Consider the following 24,554-nt stretch of genomic DNA (forward strand, 5'->3'; position numbering starts at 1 on the left):
CTGTTTTAGGCAGGCTGTGTGCAAATCCTCGATCTAACCTATGCCTTAATTGAAGCTTTTGAATCGGATATATTCATTCTTCAAGGAAGATTATTCACTTCCATTGCCACTCTAATACCAGATTCAATTCCACCTTGTATCCAGGCAGGAAAATGAGAGGTATGTTCTCCGGCAAAATGGATCCTATTTTCCGGATTTGAAATATAAGGACCTATTGTGGTAGCCTGCTCTGGTCTAAAAAGTGAAAAACCACCACTAGAATAGGGATTCTGCGACCAGCTGTAAGAAGCACCTGCAATAAATTCCTGATATATTTTTTTTCCATATAAAACAGCTAAATTCTCTAAAGCCTGTTTTATGCGATCTTCTTCAATTAAACTGTCCCACGGAAGTGTGTCGTCCTCCCAGGTATAGCTGGCGATAATTATTCCACCTGTTTTTGTACCAATTCCGCTGCTAGGGTAATAGGAAAATCTTATTGGAAGATCTGTTACACTCTGGCCGCCTAATAAGCCGTTCTCTTCCCAAAATCTCCTTTTAAATTGTAATCCAATCTTTGTTGCCGGAACATAATGCAGTTCACGTATAGCACGCCATTTATGATAAGAGAACATGGATTGGGGAACCACCTCCACTTGCTGGAATGAGGAAAACGGGATGGTAATGATAGCTAGATCACCTTTAAACTCGTACGGTACGGAGGATTCAGTATGGCAAGTGTGTATATGGATCTGTTCTCTATCATGGACAATTTTTTTCACTTTTTGTTTAAAATGAATATTTTCAGTCAGTTCTGGTAAAAAAGCATTTGGAAGTTTATCAAAACCTCCTGCTATTTCATAAAACTTCATATTAGGTTCCAATAGATATTGAAGTTCTCTATAAATCTGTAAAAATGAAAGATGCGGAAAACCTTCTAATGATAGAAGCACCTTAAGCATTTCTACCGCTCCTGAAGATAAAGAACGCTCAACAGGATTATATCTGAGGAAAAATTCTAAGGAATATTTATCAAATTGTTTTTCAAGATTAGACCAGCTTTTTTCAGAATCCTCGCTTAAATACTCCTGAATAGGTTTAGTAACGATTTTTAATAAATCTAAAGGAGCTTTTCCTTTTTCCCATTCTGCAACTGGAAACCTTAAAATATCAGGATTCCTCAAAATGTATTTTAATCGTGTTTTTACACCATTCACATAATAAAGATCATATGGGGTGCTATTGATAAACTCCGAAACTGGCAAGCGGAACTTATTAAGATATTCCAGAGTTAAGTGATGAACACTCGGTATTCTCATGGGCCCCGCTTCCATATACTGATCTTCAATAAATGGTTCTCTGAGAGTGAGAATTCTCCCGCCAACTCTGTTACTTCCTTCAATCAGATTTACAAAATGCCCAGCCTTCTTTAATAAAGAAGCTGCCACTAAGCCGGCTATACCCGCTCCAGCTATTATAATTTTCTTTGGATTATTTGTTTTAGGAAGACCGCTCCTGATCATATTAATCATTTGTCTCAAAGTTTGTGAGGCAATTCCATAAATCATTGCGATATCCCCTTTACATATCTTGTTGTAATAGATATTTAATGGAGATGGATAATATGCGGGGATTGAATGCGAAACAGCTTTAGTATTTAATTAACTTTCTTTTAAAGACAGGTTTTTTTCTTACGGTATTAGTTACACTTAAGAACAGCTCTAACAAAAATAGCCGCCATTACGGCAGCCGGATTTATAATTTATAGGTAAATATTTTTTTACATCAAAATTTTATGATCCATTTAAAAAGCACACTTAAAATTGAAAAATCTCAAAAATCCCACTTAAAACTGCATTTACCGCTCTTAAATTTCAAATTTGCCTCTTAAATTCTCAAACATTCTCTTAAATCTTTCTAAGGATAGGATGGCTGCTTCGAATTTTTCACCAAATGCCAGAAAGAAGGCCGGCAAAAGACTAACCGCCAGATGTTTTATCCTAGTATATGGGTTTATTAACCCTAACATCCTCATTTTAACAATCTTTTTAACCCAAACCCTATCGCTAGGCCTGGAATCACACACAGCATGGGAAACCACATGGTCCCCAGTAATAGACCGAACAATTCGACTTTGGATGAATACATGATTCCAATGGTAACAGAATACGCGGAAAAAACAAAGGGAAAATAAGAATAGGGTGTTTTCCCCCCGCCAGCATCTTTGAACGCATCCCACATAGCAAAAAAGTATAAACAAGGATAGAACATTAACCATTGAAAATCTGTATGGGCAATTGCTTCTTTTATTCTGCCTAGAAAGCTTAACAGGATGATTTCATTGAAGTGCGCATTCACATTAATAACGAACTCGAGTGTAATAAAAAGGAATCCTTTGAACAGCTGGCGGTTTAATAATTGAGCAAAGCCTGGTAAAGCGATACTCCATAGAATACTTTCAATTATTTTCTCATTTTTTTTCATCACTTACATCACTTGCTTTTTGACAATCGTTCATGGTCAGCAGCTATGGGCGGCTGCTCCATCCACCCGTTATCTATTAATAAATTCATACCGTCTTCAGCTAACAGTCCCATTTCCGTTATCATTCTTGCGTAGCCAGCTGATAAATCCCTTCGCTGGCAGACAGCTACTGCCTCACCATAATATCCAATGGCTGAAGAAAGAAGTGTCACGATATGGTATAGCATAAGTTTATCGGAAAAAGGTGGTACTGTTGAATCAGTGACTTCAGTCTCAAAAGTCCTGGGAGCATGCAGATTATCTTCTTTTAACATGGAAGAAAGAATTTTAAAATGCCGGTCACAAACCTGCCTGCCTCTTTCCATAAAACTTCGCACTTCTTTTGATTGTGTAACCTGCCCAAATCCTAATTCAAGGACGATCTTCGCGGCTGTTTTTTGAAGATTAAGGTAAGCTCCACTTATTTCGACTGCATTAATCGGCCTTCTTTTACCAAACCATCCTGTTAAATAATTTTGTTTCTTAACAAAATCAACTTTCTGATGATTGTTTAAAGTCGGCGGTTTACTAATAATGCCTTTCATTAACAGGACGCTGGTTGCCTTGTCGTATAATTCCATCGTTTCAGAATTACATTGCATAAAGTATGTTCTTTGATCTTCTCGGATAGAAGTGCCGATTGCACCAGAATATCTAGTCATGCCGTGAATGGCCATGATCTGAATATAGACCAACATATAGGTGTCAGTAAATAATAGAGGAGCTTCTACTGTGACATCTTCATCTGTAAAACCTGCAGGCATCGGCTGATTTTCTTGTGTCAGAAAGTGGCTGACCTTCTCAAGATGCTTTTCTGCCAGCTCCATGGCATATTGAAGTACTTCTCTTATGGCTGCATCCCTAGCATGATTCACAAAATAGCGCAGAATACAGCGTGATAAACTGTCATTTATATACTGAGACCAAAGGTTTGCATGTTCGGCTGCAGAAATTTTAGTATTGTGATTCAGTTGATCCATTATTATGCCTCCTGCTGGCTTTGTCTGGAATAGGTTAACCAATCATTCGTGTTTATATTTGCATTGTCTAATTGCACCCCCATCGAACAGATAAACCCTCACCTAATCAATTAGTACAGCAATGTGATGCGTACCCATCGTCTTATTTATATTATTCAGTACACCTTTCTCCCTAAAATGCATGTCAAGCAGCCATCTAAATTTATAGTCGTCACTTAATGGCTTTACTTTTTACTTTTACTAATAATTTTGTAAACCAGTAAGCAATATAGGCAATACCAATGTCTATAAGAAATATATAAAATTGATTCATTCCTTTTTTATACTGAGTGAAACCTAAGGATTCTTCCAACAGGGCGTACCCGAATGCAAATGCTGCACTTAACAATAAACTAAATAAATAAAAATTTTTATTTTGTTTACTACAATATTGATACAAAAATAAGAAACAAACTGGAAGAACAGAGGCCGTCATATTAGTTGCATTAGGCAGTAAATGAGTCAAAAAGTAAGTATGAACCAGGTAACCGCTCCTCCCAAGGGCAATATCCACATAATTCCAAAGTACATGTACCGTGTATCCAAAGAAAAACAACTCAAAAATTCTGTTTCTGTCGACAAAAATACATAGTAAAATTAAGGGTAAAAGCATTAAGGCGATAACAACCCAGAACTGCCAATCCCCAAAATCAGAAAATTTATTCCAATAAGAAGAGTATAACGAGTTCAACTCAGCGTTTTTATGATTGATTTGTTCCCAATACTCCTTAAAATCCACAAAAATCATCCTCCAAGCGTCATGATTCTATTTTCTTTCCTGCTATGGTTTTTATACCTATTTTTCACCCTCAAACATACAAACGTTTATAGGTTCCGCGGACAAAGAATTTAAGGAGCTTATTTTTCAAGTTCGAATTTTCATTTGAATGGAGAAATTAAGATTTAGCCTTAAATAACATAAAAGACTGCAATAGCAGCCTCATTCAAATACAGAGGGTGCCCTGACGTACGATAAATACCAATGATGTGCCATTCAGCCACATTTATTAAACTCTTTTTTGTAAATTTAAACTGAAGATTAACAAAGGTTTACCTTAAGATAAAAATAAAAGCTGCCCTCACTTAAGGGCAGCCGGATTCATAAACTACTTTCCAACAATGGTTCGTACATCATGATCGCATGATTTTCTGTGATATACTCATCATCAATTAACTGGTCGAGCTGATTATATTTTTTTCTGTATATCGTGTTATGCCTAATGTAGCTTCCCCAATAAGCCATTGTCATATCATGTTCTTTCTGGTAAACCTGATAGGTATATAACGGCGGGCTGTCTGAGCGCCATTCACCCACTAGATGATCGTTTGTCAGATGCAAAATAAGCTGGAAAGATTGATTGGTGTTGTTTTTGATTTGGAGATCCAAATAATTAAAGGAACAAGTCGCGCCACTGCCAAATGGCTGTGTTCTGCCTGAATCCGGGAAAACGTCGAAGCTGTGCCGGTGGCGTTCTGTTACAGTCAGCCCTGTATGCAGGGTCATCCAGTAAATTATGTTAGATAATTGACACAGCCCTCCTCCAACTCCGCTCATAAATCGGCCATAATGAAGGACCATACCATGAACATAACCTTTTCTTTTTGACGGCTTTCCTATTAATTTCCAATATGAAAAGGTTTCCCCCGGCTTAATGATGATTCCATTTAGTTTTTGTGCAGCAATCTTTAAATTGATCACCTTATTCTACTGATACCACATATCAACATCCTTTAGCTGTCTCATAAGCAAAGTTTGATGACCGGTTATCTTGTAAGCCAGTTGATCTAGCTCTTGGTATTTCGCATATTTGTTCCCGTCAAAAAACCATCTTGCATACCTTTTATACGTATAAAATAATTTGCCTGTCTGAATTCTTATTCTTGACCGGTTTTTAGGTCGTAGATCAACCAGATTCATATTTCCCCGCCTTAAAGTTTATAAGTATATTCGTTTAATAACTTCTATTTAATGGCAGGTAAATCCTTCTCAGCTCCGTTTAGTCAAAAAAAAGAGCAGGCATCATGCTCTGCTCGTTGACTCTGCTGTTAAATCAATCTCCATCCTGTAGATTTCCTTTTTCCAAAAGAGCAAGGAATCCCAAACAAGGTCACTTCTCTATAAATTATAACAATAATATTTCCTTGATATCCTCTTCAGTAAGCCAGGACGCTGAGGCGTTATCCTTTAAATCGATAATTTGTTCAATTAAATGTCTTTTTTTGTCTTGTAATTGATTAATTTTTTCCTCGATAGTCCCGCTGGCAACCAGCTTGATTACTTCTACAACGTTTGTTTGGCCGATCCGATGGGCACGATCGGCTGCCTGCTCGTCTACTGCAGGATTCCACCATAAATCATATAAGATGACGGTATCTGCTCCTGTGAGGTTAAGGCCGGTACCTCCTGCTTTCAAAGAAACAAGGAACAAATCACGTTCACCTGCATTAAATTGACTGCATATCTCCACTCGTTGTGCTGAAGGGGTTTGTCCATCAAGGTAGAAAAATGGCCGCCCCTGACCCGCTAACTCTCTGCCGATTAGCTCAAGCATTTTGGTGAATTGGGAAAAAATTAACACTCTTCTACCAGAAAGCTTTGATTCTTTAAGGATTTCCATCAACTGTTCGAATTTTGCAGAGCTTCCTTTATAGCCGTCTACAAATAAAGCCGGGTGGCAGCAAATCTGCCGTAAACGAGTCAATCCGGCCAGGACTTTAATCCGATTTTTCCTCAATGTATCCTTGTCCAGATGCTTTAATGTATCGTGCCTGAGCTTTGCCAAATAGGCAGCATATAGCTTCTTTTGATCCGGAAGCAGTTCTGCTGACTCTATATACTCCTTTTTTTCAGGAAGCTCAGAAAGTACCTCTTCTTTCAGCCTGCGTAGCAGAAAAGGACGTATTCTTCTGGCAATCGTTTTCCTTGGGAGGTTGCTGTACTCCTTAATCCCCTTAAACAAGCCGGGAAAGACGACATAAAAAATAGACCAAAGATCTTCCAATGAATTTTCTACAGGTGTACCAGTAAGAGCAAAGCGATAGTCGGCAGTAATTCTCTTTACAGCTCTTGCCGTCTGTGTCAATGGATTTTTGAATGATTGTGCTTCATCAAAAAATACCGAGTGGAAGGCTTGTTTTTCAAACCACTTAATATCCCGGCGTATCAAAGGGTAGGAAGTCACCACAACATCTATATCCTTAAGACTCTCCTGTAAATGATTTCTCTCTGTTTTATTTCCATCCATCACCACTGTCTGTACATGCGGAGCAAATTTAATGAACTCACTTAGCCAGTTATATGTTAAAGAGGACGGGCAGACAATCAGGACGGGCAGCTTAGTTTTACGAATTTCCGGAAGCACCGATAAAATGTATGTGATGCTCTGAAGGGTTTTACCAAGGCCCATATCATCAGCTAGAATGCCTCCGAATCCATAGTGGGCAAGTGTTTTCATCCATTTATAGCCTAGTTTTTGATAGTCACGGAGAATAGGTTCTACAATCTCTGGCACCTTAAATTCCAGGCTGCCAGGAACGCGTATATGTTCCAGGAATTCATGCAGTGATTTTTCTTCAATAAGATTTTTACTTTCTTCTATAGAATCCAGAAGCTCAATTCCTTTTGCGAGAGGTAATCGAAGGCCGCCGGCAAGATCTTCATGTTTTTTCGGAAGGGCCTGTAGAAAATGATGGACTTCTTCAAATTCCCTTGTTTCGAGCGATAATAGGGATCCGTTACGCAAGCGATAATACTTGCGTTTTTCCTCTAAAGCCAAAAGAATCTCACGGATGTGTTTTTCATGGATGCCATCCATCTCAAATTTGAATTCCAGCCAGTTCGTCCTTTCTTTTTTGACTCCTACCCTTATCTTCGGGGCAGCATTTCCTCTGAAGATCCGGTTTCTCACTGCTGTAGTCGCATAAATTTGTACTAATTTTTCTAGTTTTGGAACGAGATGATTTAAAAACTGATACTCCAGTTCTTCATTATGCAGAAAATAACCGCCGTCTGTCTTTGTAAACGATGCATCCTCCATCAGCTGAAGAATCGAATCCTCTTTTTCCATATCCCTTAAGACGAAAGAACCTGACGGGGCTTCCCGGATTTCCAGGGGATTAATCACGATAGAATCATAATGAAACTCAAGCCCTGCCAGAAGGCGGTTCTTCACTCGATCCAGATATAGTTTTCCGGTTAAAGGTGTTTTTCCAACCTTTCCGGAAATAAAGCCAGATATATGAACATGACCTATTCTATTTAAACTTGGAACCACTTTTTCTAGAAATAGTTCCAACTGATCCTTATGAATGGGTATTTGATTCGTTCCAGCATCCTTCAGCATCTGCTTTAAATCTTTAAGCCGTTTGGAATCCTCACTGTTAAGCTGAACCAATTTCCCTTCAGATAAAACTGAGTTATATGAGTGGAACACCAGTAAGCGATTCATACCTTCAATCTTCAAACGGCATTCTTTTCCATCTGTTTGGGCAAGGTCGAACTCTAAAGGCAGCTGTTCCTTCGTAACTTTTATACCATCATATTCCCTGCCGTCATACGTAAGCTTAACTAATGGGGCCTTAGCAAGTACAAGCAGCAGCCGTGCCCAGGAAGATGGCGGAATGATCAACGTATTTTGGCTGTTTTGATAAGCAGAATCATCTGGCAGATTTTCAGCAGCCATTTTTTCATCTTGTACAATTTGGATAAGCTCCTGAATAACATCATCGGTTTCCTTTTGAAAGCAGTGAAGCTTCGGGTCAAAAGTTATAGAGCTGGAAAGTAAATTAGGTTTTCCTTCTTTCACCTGCTCCAAAAAATTCCGTATATCTATAAGATGGATTGGACCGATTTTTATTTTTATTCCAAAAAGCTTTGATTCGTTGCCCATGGTGACGGGCTCACACAAGAACTCTGCATCAAGCATTTGCCTGGTATCAAAATGAAGCTGCAGGCCGCTTGGCCGCTTAGATGTTTCACCGAAAAGACTAAGCAAATTTTCTGTAAGCGATGATTCTTTTGATTCAGTGAGACCTTCTTTTGGAAGAATGGGGATCCTGCCTTTCCGATTATATTCATTTACTGAAAGCAGTACAGCCGCTACATGCTGACATTTCTGTTGAAAGGAAGCTAGAGAAGGACAGCTGCATGCTGCGCGGATGTTTCCGTTTGGCTCTATGTCTAAGGTCACATGGAATTCTTCCACCCCTGTCACCGTTGCTGAACACTGATGAGGATTATACTTCACCAAGGTTACTTTATTAGCGCGGTAAAAAGCGTCACCTCTTTTAAAGGAGACGGTACCGCACATTTCTATGATCTTTTTTTTATCTATCTTTACGTTCAAGGTCTTACTCCTTCCTGAGAAACTTAACTCTTATGTTAAGACTTCTTACAGGGCTCTTCATTTATTTTGAGTGGATTATTCCTCATAATAACATGATACTTAAAAGTTTTGTTAAATGTATTAAAAATGAGATTTAGAGCTTACTTTCGCAAAACAAGAAAAAGAGCTGCCATTGCAGCTCAGGTTGTCTTTATGCAAGCACAGGGATTGTAGAACTAATAAAGATTAGTTGAGGAACTGTAAAATATATGTATCAATTTCTTATCAATTAAGAAATTGGTTCTTTTATCGTTAACTTAAAACCTATGTTTATATAGCTTGCTCGATACTTGATACAAATGTTGTTCCTGATTGAAAATGCCATGCATTTTTATGTACATTTCCAGATCGATCTTTTAACGTTACTCCTAAAAACCCTTTCGTTCCTAGCTGCTCCGTTACCTCTAATTCTTTCGTTAAGTCAAAAGTAGATAAATCAGAAGTAAGCATGAACTCCTCTTTATTCGTGATGACTAACCTGCAATATGTACCTCCGTATTCAACCGAATAGCCTTCAGGTATGATTTGTTCCTCTTTATTAAAAGAACTAAGCACTGTCATTTCTGTCAGACTCTTTTTGGCAATGTACGCAGAATTAACATCAAGCTGCATACTTATGATTTTTAATAATTCTCTAGCAGCCACTTGAAGTGAAGGGAAATCAGACGTAGATAGATAGTAATTATTAGACATTATCGCTCTCCTCTATTAAATACTTACCATTTGAAATTTTGAATAGCCCATTCAATGTATGCAGTAACTACATGTTCCTATTTTTTACATATTATAACCGTAACAATAAGCGATCCCTATATCAAGAATAAAGTGTTTTGTTTAGTTATTTATTCCATTAACGTACTAAAGCCATTCAAAAGAAAAATTAGTGCTCAGGGTAACAGCCGTGCCCGTTAAGGAGTATATGGAATAACGTATCTTTAAGATTGTCTTGGTATTCAGTCTAAAGGAGAGTTCATCATGAGAATCGGCATTAATTTACTGCACTTATCTCAGGATCGATATGGCGGTGTCGAACAGTATATAAGGAATCTAGTTTGGTATCTTGCAAATACTGAAAAAAAAGTGAAGTTATTTCTGTTTTTGAACAGGCCAAATCGAGATCTATTCCCTGACCACGTAAAAAATATAAAGCAGATCATGTTTAAGAATATAGAGAAGGAATCGCAAATTATAGAAGCAATTCATGAAAATCGGATTGATGTTTGGTTTTGCCCTCTGCATAGATCCTATCTTCCGAATATACCAGTCCCTACCGTTGTGACGATTCATGATGTGCTGCACACCGCTTATCCCCAATTTGTACCCGGAGAATTAGAATGGAACAATCAATATTATGAGCACTATGCTCCGACATTCGATGCAGTGATTACAGTCTCCGAATTCTCTAAAAAAAGTATCCTGGAGCAGCTTCGAATCCCGAAAGAAAAAGTTTACGCTATTTATCAGGATGTACCCATGGAATTTAAACAAAATATGAACAAAAAGCACATAATAAAAACGAAGAAAAAATATCAATTACCTGATACCTATGCCTTATATCCGGCCAGCTATAATCCTCATAAAAATCACCTCAATCTTCTAAAAGCGATTCTTCTTCTGCGGGATAAATATAATAAATCTATTCCTTTGGTGCTTACCGGCTATACCGATGAAAAGAATACAATCTATCAATCTGCGGTGAAATTCCTTAAAGATCATAGTTTAGATGGCCAGGTAAAGATATTGGGTTATATACCGCCAGAAGATATGCCGTCCCTTTTTATAAATTCCCGTTTCTTGATTTTCCCTTCCCTTTATGAAGGGTTCGGCATTCCTTTAGTAGAAGCTATGAAAACTAAAACGCCTATCGTCTGTTCTAATAGGGGAAGTATTCCTGAAGTTGCTGCTGACTCCGCATTACTTTTCAACCCAGAAGATGCTAAAGAAATCGCCTTACAAATTTTGCGGATCATGAAAAAAAAGACGAGGAATAGTTTAATCGAAAAAGGCATAAGACGTTCTAAGGCATTTTCCTGGGAAAAGAGCGCCAAGGAAACGTTAAAAGTGTTTCGAAGCGTATTACGCTAATCATGCTGGGAGCGATATGATGAAAAAAATACTTGTTCTTAATCATTTCCCTACTATATGGCCGCCTACTAGCGGAGGCACCCTTAGATATTTTTATTTGTATAAAGAGCTTAGCCATTATTTTGATATTACCCTCTTATCTCAATCTCACGAACATAAAGGAGGTCTTTTTCAGTTCAGCCCTACTTTCAGGGAATACAAAGTTCAGAAGGATCCTCAGTATAATGAACTCACAATAGATTCCCATTCTAGAAAAAGCTCCTATGAAATCGAGTTAATTAAACATTTCGAGCTTACAAAACAACCATCTTCTTATAGAAAACATTTTAAATACTTTTATGAAAAAAGTGATCTTATCATTCATGAATCACCTTATTTACTAAACTATGATGTGTATTTAGGTTTGGATCAAAAACCCAGGATTTATAACAGCCATAATCATGAATACACATTGGCATCGCAAATTTGGAAAAATGAATACGCAAGAAAGTACCTCCCGGCTCTTAATAAATTGGAAAAGAAACTAGTCACATATGCTGATTTAGTATTCGCCACCTCTGAGGCTGAACGAGATGATTTTATCAGCGTGTATAGAATAAATCCTAAAAAAGTAAAGCTTGCGCCAAATGGTATTCATCCTAAGCCAAAGGTACGCTATAAAAAGAAAAAGAATTCGCGACCGTCCGCTTTTTTCATTGGAGCAGAATATCCTCCAAACATGGAGGCTGCGGAGTTTATCATTCACCATCTTGCCCAAAAATGTCCTGATATCGACTTTAAAATCGCCGGAGGATGCTGCACTCCTTTTTCAAATATTAGGAAGGCTAATGTGACTTTATTGGGCAGAGTTCCCCATAATCAAAAATTAAGGCTTTTTAATGAAGCCGATATAGCCGTAAATCCAATGTTTACAGGAGCTGGAACCAATCTCAAGACATTGGAATTTTTGTCGGAAGGAATTCCGCTGTTCTCCACTCAGCATGGAGTCAGAGGGTTGAACCTAATTCATAGCAAGCATTATATTCATGCTGATAAAGAGGATTTTGCAGATAAAATCAATCGTACAGTCCGAGATAAAAAATTATTAAAATATCTTTCTTATCAAGGACAAAAGTACGTTTATGCGAAATTTTCGTGGAGCCATATTGCTAAGAGCATTCGAGAGGAAATACAAAAGTTATCTTTTTGACCTAATTACTTTCTCTATAGCTTGTTTTAAGGAGAATCCGGCTTTATCCCAAGTAAGTTTCCGCATATCCTTACGGCCTCGTTCTCCTTTTGCCTTACAAAGAGCCGGATTTTCAAAAGCCAGCCTCATCTGTTTCTTTAAATCATCAATATCGGCTTCGGCCCAAAGCTGCCCTTCCTCTTCAAATAAGTGGTTATAAATCGTGGAAATAGCATCTTCACTTTGCATGCTTACTGATGGACGGCTAAGCTTATACTTAATCAAAAATGAATTTTTTTCATTTAAAAATTCCATTTGTCCTCCCCATCCTGTGGCGATGACTGGAATCCCGCTGGATAACGCCTCTATAAAAGGCAGACCCACACCTTCTCCCCTCGTAGGAAGAACAAAAGCATTGCCAAGTGTATAGAGTCCTTTTAAATATTTTTCATCAACTACTCCTGTGATAATCTGAACCGGTGCAGCCTGACTCCCAAACCCCAGCTTTTTCTTATAATCATAAATCGCCTGCAAAATGTTTTTGCGTGAATTCCCATATGTTTTGATTATTAAAAGAACACGGTCATGCTTAGTAAATTCCTCCCAATAAGCTTTTAATAAAGCTTCAGGATTCTTACGATGCTGAAAATCAAACACTGACACAAATATAAACTTTCCTTTTGCTTCATTTAGAGACAGTTTCTTGTTTTTTGGCGAAAATAACTCCGTATCTGCTCCATGCGGAGCCAAAAATATGGGACATGTAACACCGCTATTTCTCATAGCTTGAATATTATGGCGGCACGGAACACAAACAGCATCAAACGAATGAATAATCGGCAGCCACCCGGCAGGTATTTTAGTCGTTTCCCATACAGTATTAAGGATAACGGCTTCAAATCTCTTTGCTTCAATTGTCTCAATATTCCCAGGAGGGGAATGACAAATTAATATTTTAGGTTTATTCCAGGCTTCTTTTTTGTTTATCAACTTAAAAAGCTTATCCTTTTTACGTTGATCTTTAAATGCAAAAGGAAATCCCCAGCTGTAAGCTTCAATTTTCACATCAATGCCTTGACGGTCTAATGCCAATGCATACTCCCTGCTGGCTGCGCCATATCCGGTCGCATCCAATACCGGCCCCTTCCATACGACTTGATAATCGATCACGTGCATCCCCTTTGCAAGGTTTCTAGTTTAATTGTCTCGCTAAATTTGTAATCCTGATGAGCTACTTTGCTGATGAATGATTTAATAACACATTCCTTAATAACGAAAATTGATTTTTACTGAGAGGAAACTAGCAGGAGCTGATCGAAAACCTGCTTTGCGAAAGAGGAACTTCTTTAAGTACCAAAACCATTTACCTGCACCAATTAATGCAAACTCTATTATTGGCACCGTTTAATCGCTTCGTCCCAGGAATAAGTAATACGGTTTAAATCTTCCTCAAGAATTGGAGAGCCAAGTTGCACTTCGATAAATTCCAATTGAGTTTCGGCCTTTACTCCATGTTTTGTACCTTGAGGGATCTTCACAACATCTCCAGCTTTTACAGCCAAATGTTGATCATTTAAAATCATCTCTCCTGAACCTGAAAGAATGGTCCAGATTTTTTCTCTATACGAGTGGGTGTGATAACTGGTGTTTTTCCCTGGTAAGAGCTTTATGGTCTTCGTTATAGTTTCCCCTCCTTCAGAGGTGGTTGAGACCTCTAATACCTTACAACTGCCCCAGCGTTTTTCCTCATACATCGGTCTTTTGTTTTTTACGAATTCCTTAATTTTTGAGGCTTTTCTTTTGTCTGCAATAAGAATTCCGTCTGGTCCTGCCGCAATGATACTGTTTGGGATCCCTATTACATGGATAGGTATTGATAATTCATTGATCATATGAGTGTTTGTTGAATCTATAGAAATTTGACCGCTGCCTAGAACATGGCTGTCTACCTGTTTAGAAAGCGCGTCCCAGCTCCCCACATCTTTCCATACTCCATCATATGGAATCACCACTGAATTTGGTGTCTTTTCAGCCACCTCATAATCAAAGCTGTTTTCTGCGATCTGATCATACTTAGCTAGAAATTGGTTGTAATCAGTAGGAAGTTTTTTATCCTTTAGGAAAGAAACCATAAACTGTAAGGAAAAAGCAAACACACCGCAATTCCATAAGGCACCGTTGTGTATCAATTTTCCCGCTCTTTCTTGATTGGGTTTTTCAACGAATTGATGAATGGAGTAATAATTGTTACTCTCTTTTATTTCGGGGAGAATATATCCATATTGATTAGACGGAAATTTAGCTGCTGCACCTAGTAAGGCTAAATCGGCTTGTGATTGCAGCAGAATATCCGGTATAGTCCTTAAGAGATGAAAAAAATCCAGTTCTACGAATGAATCGACAGGAAGCACACAAATGATTTCCTCGGGATCTATTTGCAGTTCGGAGTAAAGATAAGACGCGGCTAAGGAAATAGAAGGAAAAGTGCCTCTTTGCTCCGGCTCTAACAGGATAGGAATTTGATCTCCGATTTGATTGGTAATCACTTCATTTTGGCTTTGACACGTTATGATGTGTGTCGAGGAAAGGAGCCCGGCAGATCCTAATTGTCTGCAAACTCTTTGGATCATAGACTCGACTTGTCCATCTTCGGATCTAAGCAGCTTCAGGAATTGCTTTGGTCTTGCTTGATTACTCAGCGGCCAAAGTCTTTTGCCCGACCCGCCGGACAACAAAAGAATTTTCATAAGCTACCTCCTATACTTTGTAATTTCAAACATAATGGTTTTATACGCTATAAAATGATTTAGCAGGAATTTGATCAAATTACATCAGTTCCTTGAGCAGTGACTTATTCCCGCGTCCGTTTATATGACACAGGCAGCCACGGGTGGTGGCTGCCTGCTAGTAAAGATTCTTAATATATGACTTACGCATTCCAGCCTTTGATCAATTAATCGTCATGATCATGTTTTTTATCCACAAGAATGAAATCCTTGAATCGGAAGAAAGTTACGGGGTCGCCCTGCTCAAGTCCGGGCTCTGAAGGATTAAATACACTTCCTCCTACAACGGATATTTCAAGAAGTCCGCTTACAGGCTGAGATGAACGGCGGCTGACTTTGAAGTCTCCTTTAGCTGTAACACGTAAGACAGCGTTCCTTTCACTGTTTCCTAACCCAAATGCACCCGTAATATTCCTTTCAATTCTTGTAACTGAGTTCGGCTGTACTACAAAAGTACCTAAGTTAATTTCCCGCTCACGCAGGTTTCTAAATACAGTTGTCCCGCCTCTGGATGTACCTCCAGGCTGAAGAGCCACACTTATTTTAACCTTTGCTTGCAGCCTCTTATTAGTAGGGTTTTTCAGGATAATTACGACTCTATCATTCTCCCGTCCTCCTTGAAGCTCTGAACCAATCTCAGATGGAACAAGAAAAGGACCAGTGGTTATTTTCACCCTTTTATTATCACCATGTTTTCTATCCATTTTGACACTCCTTCTTTATTTTCTTTTTCGAGAGGGAAAGAACAGAAGCAAAATTACTCCCAGTAAGACTTCTTTTTCCTCTCATTCTAGTAAATGCAGACAAGTCTTAAATGGATAGGGCGAATCAAGTAAAAATAAATCTATTTTTAAAAAATTTTGTATTGGGATAAACTGTTAACCGAGGATTACGGAGGAGGGCATCAATATTAAAGAGCTTTTATGCTTTTGACAGCTCTCTTATTTTGTAATGTACGGTATATAATCATCCGTTTTACAGATGAATGAAGATTTTTTTAATAAATTTTGATTATCAGCTATCCAGGTATGATGATCTTTTTTTGCTTTTCGAATGCAAACATAGTTAGTTTTGTCTCCCGAAAAGATACGAAAGTTGTTTTTTATACATTGCCTTAAAAAAACGGTATCCTCACCTAAATTCAGATTTTGAAATTTTACTTTTTCAAAAATAGATTTCTTAACAATTAATGTAGCTCCTTTTATTCCCTGGGTTACAAACTTCTTTTCTCTGCCTGGATTGTTAATGGCAAGAATCTTCTCTTCCTCAAAATACATGTATACGGTTCTTTTTCCGATAATATCAGCATTTGTTTTTCTAAAAGCAGGCATGGCATGAACAAGGTAGTTCGGTGCATAATAATCATCATCGTCAAATTTTGCAATATAGTCATGCTTTGCTCTTTCAATTCCATAATTCAAGCATTCTCCCAGTGTAATGGTTTCAGACAATTGATAGACTGATACATTTTTTGATTTTTTGGCTCGTTTTTCCCAGATATGCTTATTCAAATCATCCGCGTTCAAGATAATGATCATTTCTTTATCTTTCCATAACTGAGAATCATAGTTGCGAAATACGTTCTCCATATAATCCTTTCGCATCGTACAGCAGATAATAGATACCAATTACTTCTCACTCCCCTGCATCATGAAAGACTATTATAGTTTATGAGCAGGAGGTTTGAATGTGCTAAATAGAAATTCTAAAACACACAAAAAAAGCGCCGGGATCATTGATATTTCCGCGCTTCCTGGTATAAAGAGTATTTTGAAGGATAAACTTCGGCATTGAAATCAATGTAAATTCTTAAATTAAACATTTACATCTACCTTCATGTTAAGTTCGTTTACCGGTATAGCTTGTGGCTTTGAAAAATAATATCCCTGAAATAAATCGTATCCCATATCCAACAGGAACTGCAGGTCTTCTTCTTTTTCTACTCCTTCGGCAAGGGCTAAGGCATTCATTCCATGAGCAAGTTTCAATACAGTTTTCGCAACGGCCTGCTTAGCTACATCATCCTTAACGCCATTCGTATATTCGAATGCTAACTTAACAATATCAGGCTGCATAAGCGTTAATTTTTCCAGGTTGTTATATCCCACTCCCACATCATCGAGTGCATACTTAAATCCATGAGATCGATAATAATTTAAAATAGATTTTAAATGCTCCAAATCCTTTACTTCATCGGTTTCTACCACTTCAAAAACAACTTGTTCGGGCTTTATATTCAATTTCTTTATCAGTTCAAATGTAGTAGAAAGACAGTGTTCCGGAACATAAATAGCGGTAGGGATAAAATTAATAAAAATCAGTTTATCTTGAACTAAACCAGCGTTTTTAACAGATTGCATTCTACAAACCCGATCAAGAGCAAATAAGCGATTCCTTACCCTGGCAGCTTCAAACAATTTATAAGGCGGGATTATATCACCCTGTTGGTCCACTCCTCTTGAAAGGAGTTCTTGCCCAATTACTTCTATACTTCCTTTTTCAATTCTAACTATTGGCTGGTAGTGAGTACAAATTGAACTATTTTCTATCAGGGTATCAATCCAGCTGGCTTCACGCTCTGCTTTATATGAATCTATTGTTCTTAAATTTTGAAGATTATTAAGCGGGTCAGAGGGAGTTGATAATACAGCGAATATATTATTTACGTCCATATGAGCCTCTAAATATTCCATTAAATCAAAGAAAACAGTTTCTTTTAACCAGAACATCCTTTGATTCAGTGATTTCCATGATGTTTCCGATTGGTTTTGAAAATACTGATATAGATTCTCAGTACTTACGCTTCCTGCAAAATATACAGTATAGCCTCTCTCAGTTGGCAGGCAGACTTCACAACCCAATACTTCCCTCTCCTTTGAAAAACTTTCCTTTATCCAACATTATAGTACTTAATGTCTATATCATACAATTTTTACCTAAAGGAAGAGGTTTTTAAAGCTGAGAGTCATAATGTATCACCACACAAAAATATTTTTTGGCGGATAAGATTTTATGTTTCTTATCATTTCAATTAGGGTATGAAAAGATGTTAATATAAACTATAAGTTTTTTGGATTAAGAGAGGAATAGTCATGGGAATTCTTATTGTTGATGATAATGAAGCTAATTTATTCGTAATTGAAAAGTTATTAGGCCGTGCAGGCTATACCGACACCTTGTCATTTACTTCTGCACAGGACATGTTTACATATTTGCTTTCGGATAATCCTTTTATTATTGAAGAGCAAGTCGATGTGATATTAATGGATATTATGATGCCGGAAATGGATGGAATAGAAGCGTGCAGAAAGCTTCAAAGTATCCCGCATCTAAAGGATATTCCCGTCATTTTTGTAACGGCATTAGAGGATACCAGCAAAGTAGTTGAAGCGCTGGATGCCGGCGGGATGGATTATCTGATGAAGCCGATCAAGAAAACGGAACTTCTTGCCAGGCTGCGAGTCGCTCTAAGGTTAAAATATGAAAAGGACTGGCATAAAAAGCAGGAGGAGAAGATAAGCAATGAACTGGAGCTGTCCATGAATGTACAGACAAGCCTGCTCAGCGAGCCTATCGAAAAGGATAACTTGTTAATGAAAGCGTCCTATTCACCTGCCTTTAAGCTTGCTGGGGATATGTATTACTGGTATGAAATTGATGAAAACCGGTATGCAGCGATACTTTTGGATATGATGGGCCATGGAATCTCTGCTTCTCTTGTTTGCATGTTTATTTCCTCCGTTTTGCGGGATTCGATTCGTTCCAATCCTGACCCCGAGTATGTAATCCCGGAACTCAATCGGTGGATGAATTCACTTAATATACATAATCAAAAAATACCCTATTATTTTACTGGTATATATTTAGTCATCGATACCAGCAAACGCACTGTAGAATATATAAATGCGGGACATCCGAGCGGATATGCTTTAGTTGATGGCCAGTTGGCTGATATAGCAAGCAGCACCTGTGCAATTGGATTTTTTGAGGAAATTAAAGCGGAGAAGCAGATTTTATCCTATAACGAGTCGGTCCAGCTATTAATTTTTACAGATGGAGTGTATGAAGCTGTTGATAAATATGAAGAAGCTGGCATCAGTTATTTAAAGACAGCGGCTGCCTCGTTCATGTCTGAGGCTAGAATAACTGAACCCATTGATCTTGTCTTAACAGCGGAACAGCAGGCTACTGCAAGCGATGATATGTGTGTGATTCTTATACAATGCCATTAATTCAATTACATATAAAAAAAGCAGTTACCTTAAAGGTAAGTAGTTCAGATAATGTGGAGAAAATGTAAAAAAACAGATGAAATAACATATTAAAACACAGTATGTTTAGCATCATAAATAACAATTAAAATATCAAACAAAAACGCTTGGATACTAAATCCAAGCGTTCTGTTTTTTTATTGTCTCCACTCAACCTATTTCTGACCGTTAATCACAACAATATCACCTATCATTTGGATTTTGTTATCTTCAACAATAATCCCATCTCCATCGTTACACGCATAAACTGTTGTTCCAGTTGTTTTAGCATAATTATGAACATCCTTTTTATAATCTTCATTCCAACGATTGTAGTGTGGTAAAAATTCAAAATTAACAAGTTGTAAGGCTTCTAATTCTTCATCGGAATCTCCTATAAACATCTGAAATAATTTCGTGGATTTTCCAAGTTGAACTGCTCCACCACTTACACCTACAATAATTCCACCTTGATTAAAATAATCACATAGAACCTTTTCCATATTGCGATGTTTGATAGCATTCCTAAATTCAATTGGATTTCCCGCAGAAAGGTGAATAATATCACATTTTAGTAATTCATCAATCTTCGATGATTTAAATTCACTATAAAGGTCAAAAAACATAATGTCTTTAATTCCATAATTACGATAATATTGTGCTTTAGTATTGAAATACGTCTTTTCTCTATCTTCCGTAGAAGGAATGTAACTTATTTTGATATTTTTAGTATTCATACCTTCCAAAAGTATATTATCCAATCTACGATTACCAGTGGATTCAACTACTTGGTCACTATAAAAGAATAACTTCCCCATTTAAACACCTCTTTTGTGTCAATTCACTTATCCGACAAAACTATCTCTATTTCTATTTTCATTTACTTTAACATAAAACGGCAAATTTTCTTAATCTTATACAATTTTAACATATCAAATAGCATTACATTTAACATACTAATTAACACGTTGACAATGATTGTTGTCAATAAGTTAATTAGATTGTTATTTCGTATGCTAATTCACTTGTTAAAACCCAATAAATGCTGATATATAAGGAAAAAGAAGAGACCAAAACATATGTGGTTTGGTCTGCTAATTAGTATGTTATTTAGTAAGTTTCTCCACAAAAACTGAACTACTTACCTTAAAGGTTTCTGCTTTTTTTACGGAATAATTTTTCCTGTATATTAAAATTTTCAAAAAGAACCGGATCCTCAATGCGGATGGATTCTTTGCTCCCAAGCCCGAGAAAGCCTCCGGGGCTTAGACTATCATTAAACAGCTTAAAAACCTGCTGCTGCAATTCCAACCCAAAATAGATAAGCACATTTCGGCAGATAATAATATGGAATTCATTAAAGGATCCATCAGTTACTAGATTGTGCTGAGCGAATATTATATTGTCCTTTAAGGAGGAATTTAAATAGGCTCCTTCACTATCCGCTTTATAGTATTCAGAAAATGACTTTTTACCGCCGGCAGACATATAATTCTTCGTGTAAAGCTGCATTTTTTGAAGGGGAATGATCCCCTGTTCAGCCTTTCGTATTACATTTTCATTCATGTCAGTAGCATATATTTTTGTTCGGCTGCCCAAGCCTTCTTCCTGAAGCAGTATGGCCATTGAATATGCTTCCTCACCTGTAGAACATCCTGCATGCCAGACCCTTATCTCCGGCAGGTCTCTTAATAATGGGACAACATCTTCCCGAAATGCCTTAAAGAATGAAGGGTCTCTAAACATTTCAGTCACGTTAATGGAGAAATCACTTAGTACTTTAAGAAGAAAAGTCTCGTCATGAATGATTTTCTCGGTGAGGCTTGTAATACTGCTTAATTTTTCTAAGCTTAACCTATTTTGAACCCGCCTCATAATGGAGGAGCGCATATACTTCCTGAAATCAAAGCCTGTCAGCCGGTATATGGCTAATAGCAGCAGGTCTAGCTCCATCTCTTCTTTGTTAAATACTACCATTCTTCTTTATATTTCCCTTCATTTTTAGCATCTAGGACAGCCAAACCTGCATGGCAGATAAGAGCTGGTCTAATTTCAACGGCTTGCTTATATAATCCGTCGCACCTGCCTCTATACACTTTTCACGGTCTCCCTTCATAGCTTTGGCTGTAAGAGCTATGATAGGTATTTCGGTGTTTATGGCCCTGATACGCTTCATCGCTTCATAACCATCCATTACCGGCATCATGATATCCATTAATACCATATCCACAGAATCAAGTACCATCATTTTATCGAGGCATTCGGCACCATTTTCCGCAGTTATGACATTCATGCCTTCTTTTAGAAGAGCATTTTTTAAAGCGAATATATTTCGATGATCATCATCGGCTACAATTACAGTTTTACCGCTTAAAACGGTAGGCAGACTAGTGTTATGATCTATTTCTTCTGCTGGCACTTTTACTACAGAGTCAACAGACATCAGCCCAGCCGCTGAAGTCTGTTCAAGTGCTGCGGCTGCCTGAAATTCGGCTGCTTCGATTTCTTTCAGTGCCGGCATTCCACCCGGCAGATTTGGAATAATGATGGTAAAGGTGCTTCCTTTCCCTTCCTGGCTTTCAACTGTGCAGGTACCGCCAAGCAGCTGGCAGAATTCCTTAGTAATAGATAAACCTAGACCAGTTCCCCCAAATTTCCTCATAATGGCGCCATCCACCTGCTGAAAAGCTTCGAAAATCATAGACTGTTTATCCTGTGCGATTCCTATACCCGTATCAGTAACTGAAATTTTCACCCAGGCATCTACTTGAGATGCTAAAGGGTTAAATCGAATCTCTTCCGGGTGTGCATGATCAATGTTTATGGATACAGAGCCCTTCTCTGTAAATTTAAAGGCATTTGAAAGAAGATTCTTTATAATTTGCTGTAATCTCTGTTCATCTGTGTAGATAATAGGAGGCACCTGCTGGCTGAAGTTAACATTGAAATCAATGTTTTTATTCTTGGCAGTCTGCGAGAAATTACGTTCCATCCGTTCGATAAACTCGCTTAAATATACTTCTTCAAAGCTGACTTCCAGTTTACCAGCCTCTATCTTAGACAGATCCAGAATATCATTTATTAAATTCAATAAATCTTGGCCTGATGAATGAATCACATTTGCAAACTCTTTCTGCTCTTCTGACAGCTCATGATCAGGATCGTCAGTAAGCATTTCTGAGAGAAGGAGAATACTATTTAATGGCGTTCGAAGCTCATGGGACATATTAGCCAGAAACTCAGACTTATATTTAGAGCTCAGCTGAAGCTGTTTTGCTTTCTCTTCAAGCTGCTCTTTGGCTGCCTGCAGCTCCTCGGATTTCAGCTCTGCATCACGGGATCGTTCTTCGAGCTTTTCGTTCGTCATTCTCAGCTCTTCTGTCTGGCTTTGCAATTCCTCTGACTGAGCCTGAAGCTCCTCTGACTGAGTCTGCAATTCTTCGGATTGCGCCTGCAGCTCTTCTGTCTGCGCTTGAGACTCGGTTAATAATCGTTCTACTTCCATTCGTCCGATGATATTCGTAATGCCTATTCCTAAGGTTTCTATGACATTTTCTAAAAGTTTCTGCTCTCTTGCTGTAAATTCACTTAAGCTTGCAAATTCTGCTACAGCAACAACTTCTTCTTTTAACATAACAGGTGCTATGATGAGATCTTTGGGCTGAACTTCTCCCAGCCCTGTTGAAACAACTCTATAATCAGAAGGAATATCTTTTAAGTAGACAGGTTGTTTTTCCTTCACACATTGTCCGATTATTCCTTCGCCGATATTAAATTCCTGCTTTCCTACACTATCCTCTGTATCTGCATAAGATGCAATTTTCTTAAATACCGCTTTCCCCTCTCTATCATCCTTCAGGTAAAGTGCTCCCAGACTGGCTCCCATAACAGGAGCGAGCTTCCTGATAAATTGTTCTGCAAGTCCAGCAACTGTCACATGCCGGCTATAAATATTAACGATCTCAACAGAGTTAGTCTGCACCCAGTTTTGCTCCTGAATCTCAGCTGTGTATCTCTGTTCTCTCGAGTTATACTCTTCTATCGAAGAAGCCATTGAATTGAAGGCTTCGGCAATTTCCCCGATCTCATCTTTTGCTTTAACCTGAATTCTCGGTATGGATGATAGATTGTTAAAATCCACATTTTTCATTACCTGTGTAATAGAACTTATATTGCTTACAGTACTTCGGATTACCCAAAGCATCACTAAGACTATTAAAATTAACGCAATGGAGACTACCACAATTAAAGTCGTCACAAGCTGATCATACTTATCAGTAGCATCTTGTAATGAGTTTTTCATCAGCGATTCTTGAAAGACTTTGAATTCATCTATTTTACTAAATAAATAATTCCGGGTCTCAAGCTCTTTGTTGTAGGTTTCCTGGATTTCACTTTTGGAAGCTTTACCCTTTATTTGATCTGCTATTTTTGCCTGCATGTCTGAATAAGTTTCGTATGCATCCTTTATCTCTTTTACCAGGACCTTAGATTTATTCCGGTTTAAGATCGTTTCAAGCTGTAATAGCTTTGTATTAATCTTGTTTTTATTTGCTTCTGATTGCAAATTTTCAGCTGCAAGCTCCAAGTCGCTGTTGCTTGTACTAAATAAATTTACTAAATCACGATCGTTTTTATACAATTGCTGCCTAATTTCTGTTGCCTCATTAACTTTATGATAGCGGTCCTGAACCATTTCCAGCATATTCGCTTTAATCGACTGCATCATAAAGAGAATGATAAATAATAACAGGAACATAAAAAAGACGGTTAAGCCTAAGCCTATGAACTGCTTCTTTTTAAAGCCCACACATTTTCCTACCTTCCTAATAACCTAGTATTCTATACATTTTTCTTTTATATCTTAATATAACAAAGATACCATTTTGTTTCTACTTCTGGCATGGGTGATCTTTGGAAATCCTTATCCATATATGAAGATTTTTTAAAAGTTAAGCGGGGAAAATAAAATTTAATAGAAAATTTAAAGATAAGAGGTCCTTTTTGAATTTAAGGGGATTTTTAATTTATAAGGGATTTCGCTTTTATACGAATTTTTTATAGAGTACACTTGCTTGCTTGGTGCTTCATAACAGGTCATAAACTCTGTCCATTCAGCTGAAAAAGGATCCCTTCATACCGGGGCCCTTTGAACATTATAGAATATCCGAACCGATCCTCTACATACCATTCTATTTCCCACAAAGAATCACCAGTCAATTCGAATGCATGTCCGAAAACCCCGAAAAGCTGTCCTTTTTCACTCCTGCAAGGTATATTATCGGTTCTATGCCTAAATTGTACAGATAGATCCAAGAAGATTTCTTTTCTCTATAAATGTGGCAGCATGTTTCCCTAAA

Annotated in this window: 17 protein-coding genes and 1 pseudogene; 3 read left to right on the plus strand and 15 right to left on the minus strand. The window is 37.7% G+C overall.

The window, feature by feature from the left end:
* Positions 1–80 precede the first annotated feature (80 nt).
* From JOC77_RS04185 to JOC77_RS04215, 7 genes and pseudogenes are all read right to left on the minus strand, one after another.
* Positions 81–1,547: a flavin monoamine oxidase family protein gene (locus JOC77_RS04185; RefSeq protein WP_204539000.1), complete on the minus strand. Its 1,467-nt coding sequence runs from the start codon at positions 1,545–1,547 to the stop codon at positions 81–83.
* Positions 1,548–2,010: 463 nt separating this feature from the next.
* Positions 2,011–2,463, minus strand: coding sequence for a hypothetical protein (locus JOC77_RS04190; RefSeq protein WP_204539003.1), 453 nt, complete (start codon positions 2,461–2,463; stop codon positions 2,011–2,013).
* Positions 2,464–2,471: 8 nt separating this feature from the next.
* Positions 2,472–3,482: a DUF3231 family protein gene (locus JOC77_RS04195; RefSeq protein ID WP_204539006.1), complete on the minus strand. Its 1,011-nt coding sequence runs from the start codon at positions 3,480–3,482 to the stop codon at positions 2,472–2,474.
* 211 nt (positions 3,483–3,693) lie between these two features.
* Positions 3,694–4,269 (minus strand): hypothetical protein, encoded by a 576-nt coding sequence (locus JOC77_RS04200; RefSeq protein WP_377337097.1) that lies wholly within the window; start codon positions 4,267–4,269, stop codon positions 3,694–3,696.
* Positions 4,270–4,620: 351 nt separating this feature from the next.
* Positions 4,621–5,439, minus strand: a pseudogene (locus tag JOC77_RS04205) (VanW family protein).
* Positions 5,440–5,644: 205 nt separating this feature from the next.
* Positions 5,645–8,866, minus strand: coding sequence for a DEAD/DEAH box helicase (locus JOC77_RS04210; RefSeq protein WP_204539011.1), 3,222 nt, complete (start codon positions 8,864–8,866; stop codon positions 5,645–5,647).
* A gap of 309 nt (positions 8,867–9,175) precedes the next feature.
* Positions 9,176–9,598: a hypothetical protein gene (locus JOC77_RS04215; RefSeq protein WP_204539014.1), complete on the minus strand. Its 423-nt coding sequence runs from the start codon at positions 9,596–9,598 to the stop codon at positions 9,176–9,178.
* A 282-nt stretch (positions 9,599–9,880) separates the two neighbouring features.
* On the opposite strand from JOC77_RS04215, the gene JOC77_RS04220 reads away from it, so the two are divergent.
* On the plus strand, positions 9,881–10,990 hold the full coding sequence (locus JOC77_RS04220; RefSeq protein ID WP_204539017.1) for a glycosyltransferase family 4 protein: 1,110 nt from the start codon (positions 9,881–9,883) through the stop codon (positions 10,988–10,990).
* Positions 10,991–11,009: 19 nt separating this feature from the next.
* Entirely contained in the window at positions 11,010–12,179 is a 1,170-nt protein-coding gene (locus JOC77_RS04225) for a glycosyltransferase family 4 protein (protein WP_204539020.1), read from the plus strand.
* On the opposite strand, the gene JOC77_RS04230 is transcribed toward JOC77_RS04225, so the two are convergent.
* The 5 genes from JOC77_RS04230 to JOC77_RS04250 form a co-directional block, all read right to left on the minus strand.
* Positions 12,168–13,328, minus strand: coding sequence for a glycosyltransferase family 4 protein (locus JOC77_RS04230; RefSeq protein WP_204539023.1), 1,161 nt, complete (start codon positions 13,326–13,328; stop codon positions 12,168–12,170). The two genes, JOC77_RS04225 and JOC77_RS04230, sit on opposite strands and share 12 nt — an antisense overlap.
* Positions 13,329–13,549: 221 nt before the next feature.
* Positions 13,550–14,905: a sugar phosphate nucleotidyltransferase gene (locus JOC77_RS04235; RefSeq protein ID WP_204539025.1), complete on the minus strand. Its 1,356-nt coding sequence runs from the start codon at positions 14,903–14,905 to the stop codon at positions 13,550–13,552.
* A gap of 206 nt (positions 14,906–15,111) precedes the next feature.
* Positions 15,112–15,648, minus strand: a complete 537-nt coding sequence (locus JOC77_RS04240) for a hypothetical protein (protein ID WP_204539028.1) — start codon at positions 15,646–15,648, stop codon at positions 15,112–15,114.
* A 237-nt stretch (positions 15,649–15,885) separates the two neighbouring features.
* Positions 15,886–16,572, minus strand: a complete 687-nt coding sequence (locus JOC77_RS04245; RefSeq protein WP_204539031.1) for a glycosyltransferase family 2 protein — start codon at positions 16,570–16,572, stop codon at positions 15,886–15,888.
* Positions 16,573–16,758: 186 nt separating this feature from the next.
* The gene (locus JOC77_RS04250) at positions 16,759–17,805 is read right to left on the minus strand and encodes an EAL domain-containing protein (RefSeq protein ID WP_204539033.1); all 1,047 of its coding nucleotides are present in this window, start codon (positions 17,803–17,805) and stop codon (positions 16,759–16,761) included.
* Between the two features lie 231 nt (positions 17,806–18,036).
* On the opposite strand from JOC77_RS04250, the gene JOC77_RS04255 reads away from it, so the two are divergent.
* Complete coding sequence (locus JOC77_RS04255) at positions 18,037–19,176, plus strand: PP2C family protein-serine/threonine phosphatase (protein WP_204539036.1); 1,140 nt, start codon at positions 18,037–18,039, stop codon at positions 19,174–19,176.
* A gap of 194 nt (positions 19,177–19,370) precedes the next feature.
* Here the strand turns inward: JOC77_RS04255 and JOC77_RS04260 are convergent, their stop codons facing one another.
* From JOC77_RS04260 to JOC77_RS04270, 3 genes are all read right to left on the minus strand, one after another.
* The gene (locus tag JOC77_RS04260; RefSeq protein ID WP_204539039.1) at positions 19,371–20,012 is read right to left on the minus strand and encodes a Type 1 glutamine amidotransferase-like domain-containing protein; all 642 of its coding nucleotides are present in this window, start codon (positions 20,010–20,012) and stop codon (positions 19,371–19,373) included.
* 328 nt (positions 20,013–20,340) lie between these two features.
* Positions 20,341–21,171 (minus strand): CheR family methyltransferase, encoded by an 831-nt coding sequence (locus JOC77_RS04265; RefSeq protein ID WP_204539041.1) that lies wholly within the window; start codon positions 21,169–21,171, stop codon positions 20,341–20,343.
* A gap of 31 nt (positions 21,172–21,202) precedes the next feature.
* The gene (locus tag JOC77_RS04270; RefSeq protein ID WP_204539043.1) at positions 21,203–24,004 is read right to left on the minus strand and encodes an ATP-binding protein; all 2,802 of its coding nucleotides are present in this window, start codon (positions 24,002–24,004) and stop codon (positions 21,203–21,205) included.
* Between the last annotated feature and the right edge of the window lie 550 nt (positions 24,005–24,554).

The organism is Peribacillus deserti (assembly GCF_016909175.1).
Lineage (GTDB): Bacteria > Bacillota > Bacilli > Bacillales > DSM-1321 > Paraperibacillus > Paraperibacillus deserti.

What these genes read in the sequence shown, in the direction of transcription:
- JOC77_RS04260 (WP_204539039.1), bottom strand. Translation starts at nt 20,012, where the DNA reads ATGGGGAAGTTATTCTTTTATAGTGACCAAGTAGTTGAATCCACTGGT.
- JOC77_RS04235 (WP_204539025.1), bottom strand. Translation starts at nt 14,905, where the DNA reads ATGAAAATTCTTTTGTTGTCCGGCGGGTCGGGCAAAAGACTTTGGCCG.
- JOC77_RS04190 (WP_204539003.1), bottom strand. Translation starts at nt 2,463, where the DNA reads ATGAAAAAAAATGAGAAAATAATTGAAAGTATTCTATGGAGTATCGCT.
- JOC77_RS04200 (WP_377337097.1), bottom strand. Translation starts at nt 4,269, where the DNA reads ATGATTTTTGTGGATTTTAAGGAGTATTGGGAACAAATCAATCATAAA.
- JOC77_RS04240 (WP_204539028.1), bottom strand. Translation starts at nt 15,648, where the DNA reads ATGGATAGAAAACATGGTGATAATAAAAGGGTGAAAATAACCACTGGT.
- JOC77_RS04215 (WP_204539014.1), bottom strand. Translation starts at nt 9,598, where the DNA reads ATGTCTAATAATTACTATCTATCTACGTCTGATTTCCCTTCACTTCAA.
- JOC77_RS04195 (WP_204539006.1), bottom strand. Translation starts at nt 3,482, where the DNA reads ATGGATCAACTGAATCACAATACTAAAATTTCTGCAGCCGAACATGCA.
- JOC77_RS04220 (WP_204539017.1), top strand. Translation starts at nt 9,881, where the DNA reads ATGAGAATCGGCATTAATTTACTGCACTTATCTCAGGATCGATATGGC.
- JOC77_RS04225 (WP_204539020.1), top strand. Translation starts at nt 11,010, where the DNA reads ATGAAAAAAATACTTGTTCTTAATCATTTCCCTACTATATGGCCGCCT.
- JOC77_RS04255 (WP_204539036.1), top strand. Translation starts at nt 18,037, where the DNA reads ATGGGAATTCTTATTGTTGATGATAATGAAGCTAATTTATTCGTAATT.
- JOC77_RS04265 (WP_204539041.1), bottom strand. Translation starts at nt 21,171, where the DNA reads ATGGTAGTATTTAACAAAGAAGAGATGGAGCTAGACCTGCTGCTATTA.
- JOC77_RS04185 (WP_204539000.1), bottom strand. Translation starts at nt 1,547, where the DNA reads ATGATTTATGGAATTGCCTCACAAACTTTGAGACAAATGATTAATATG.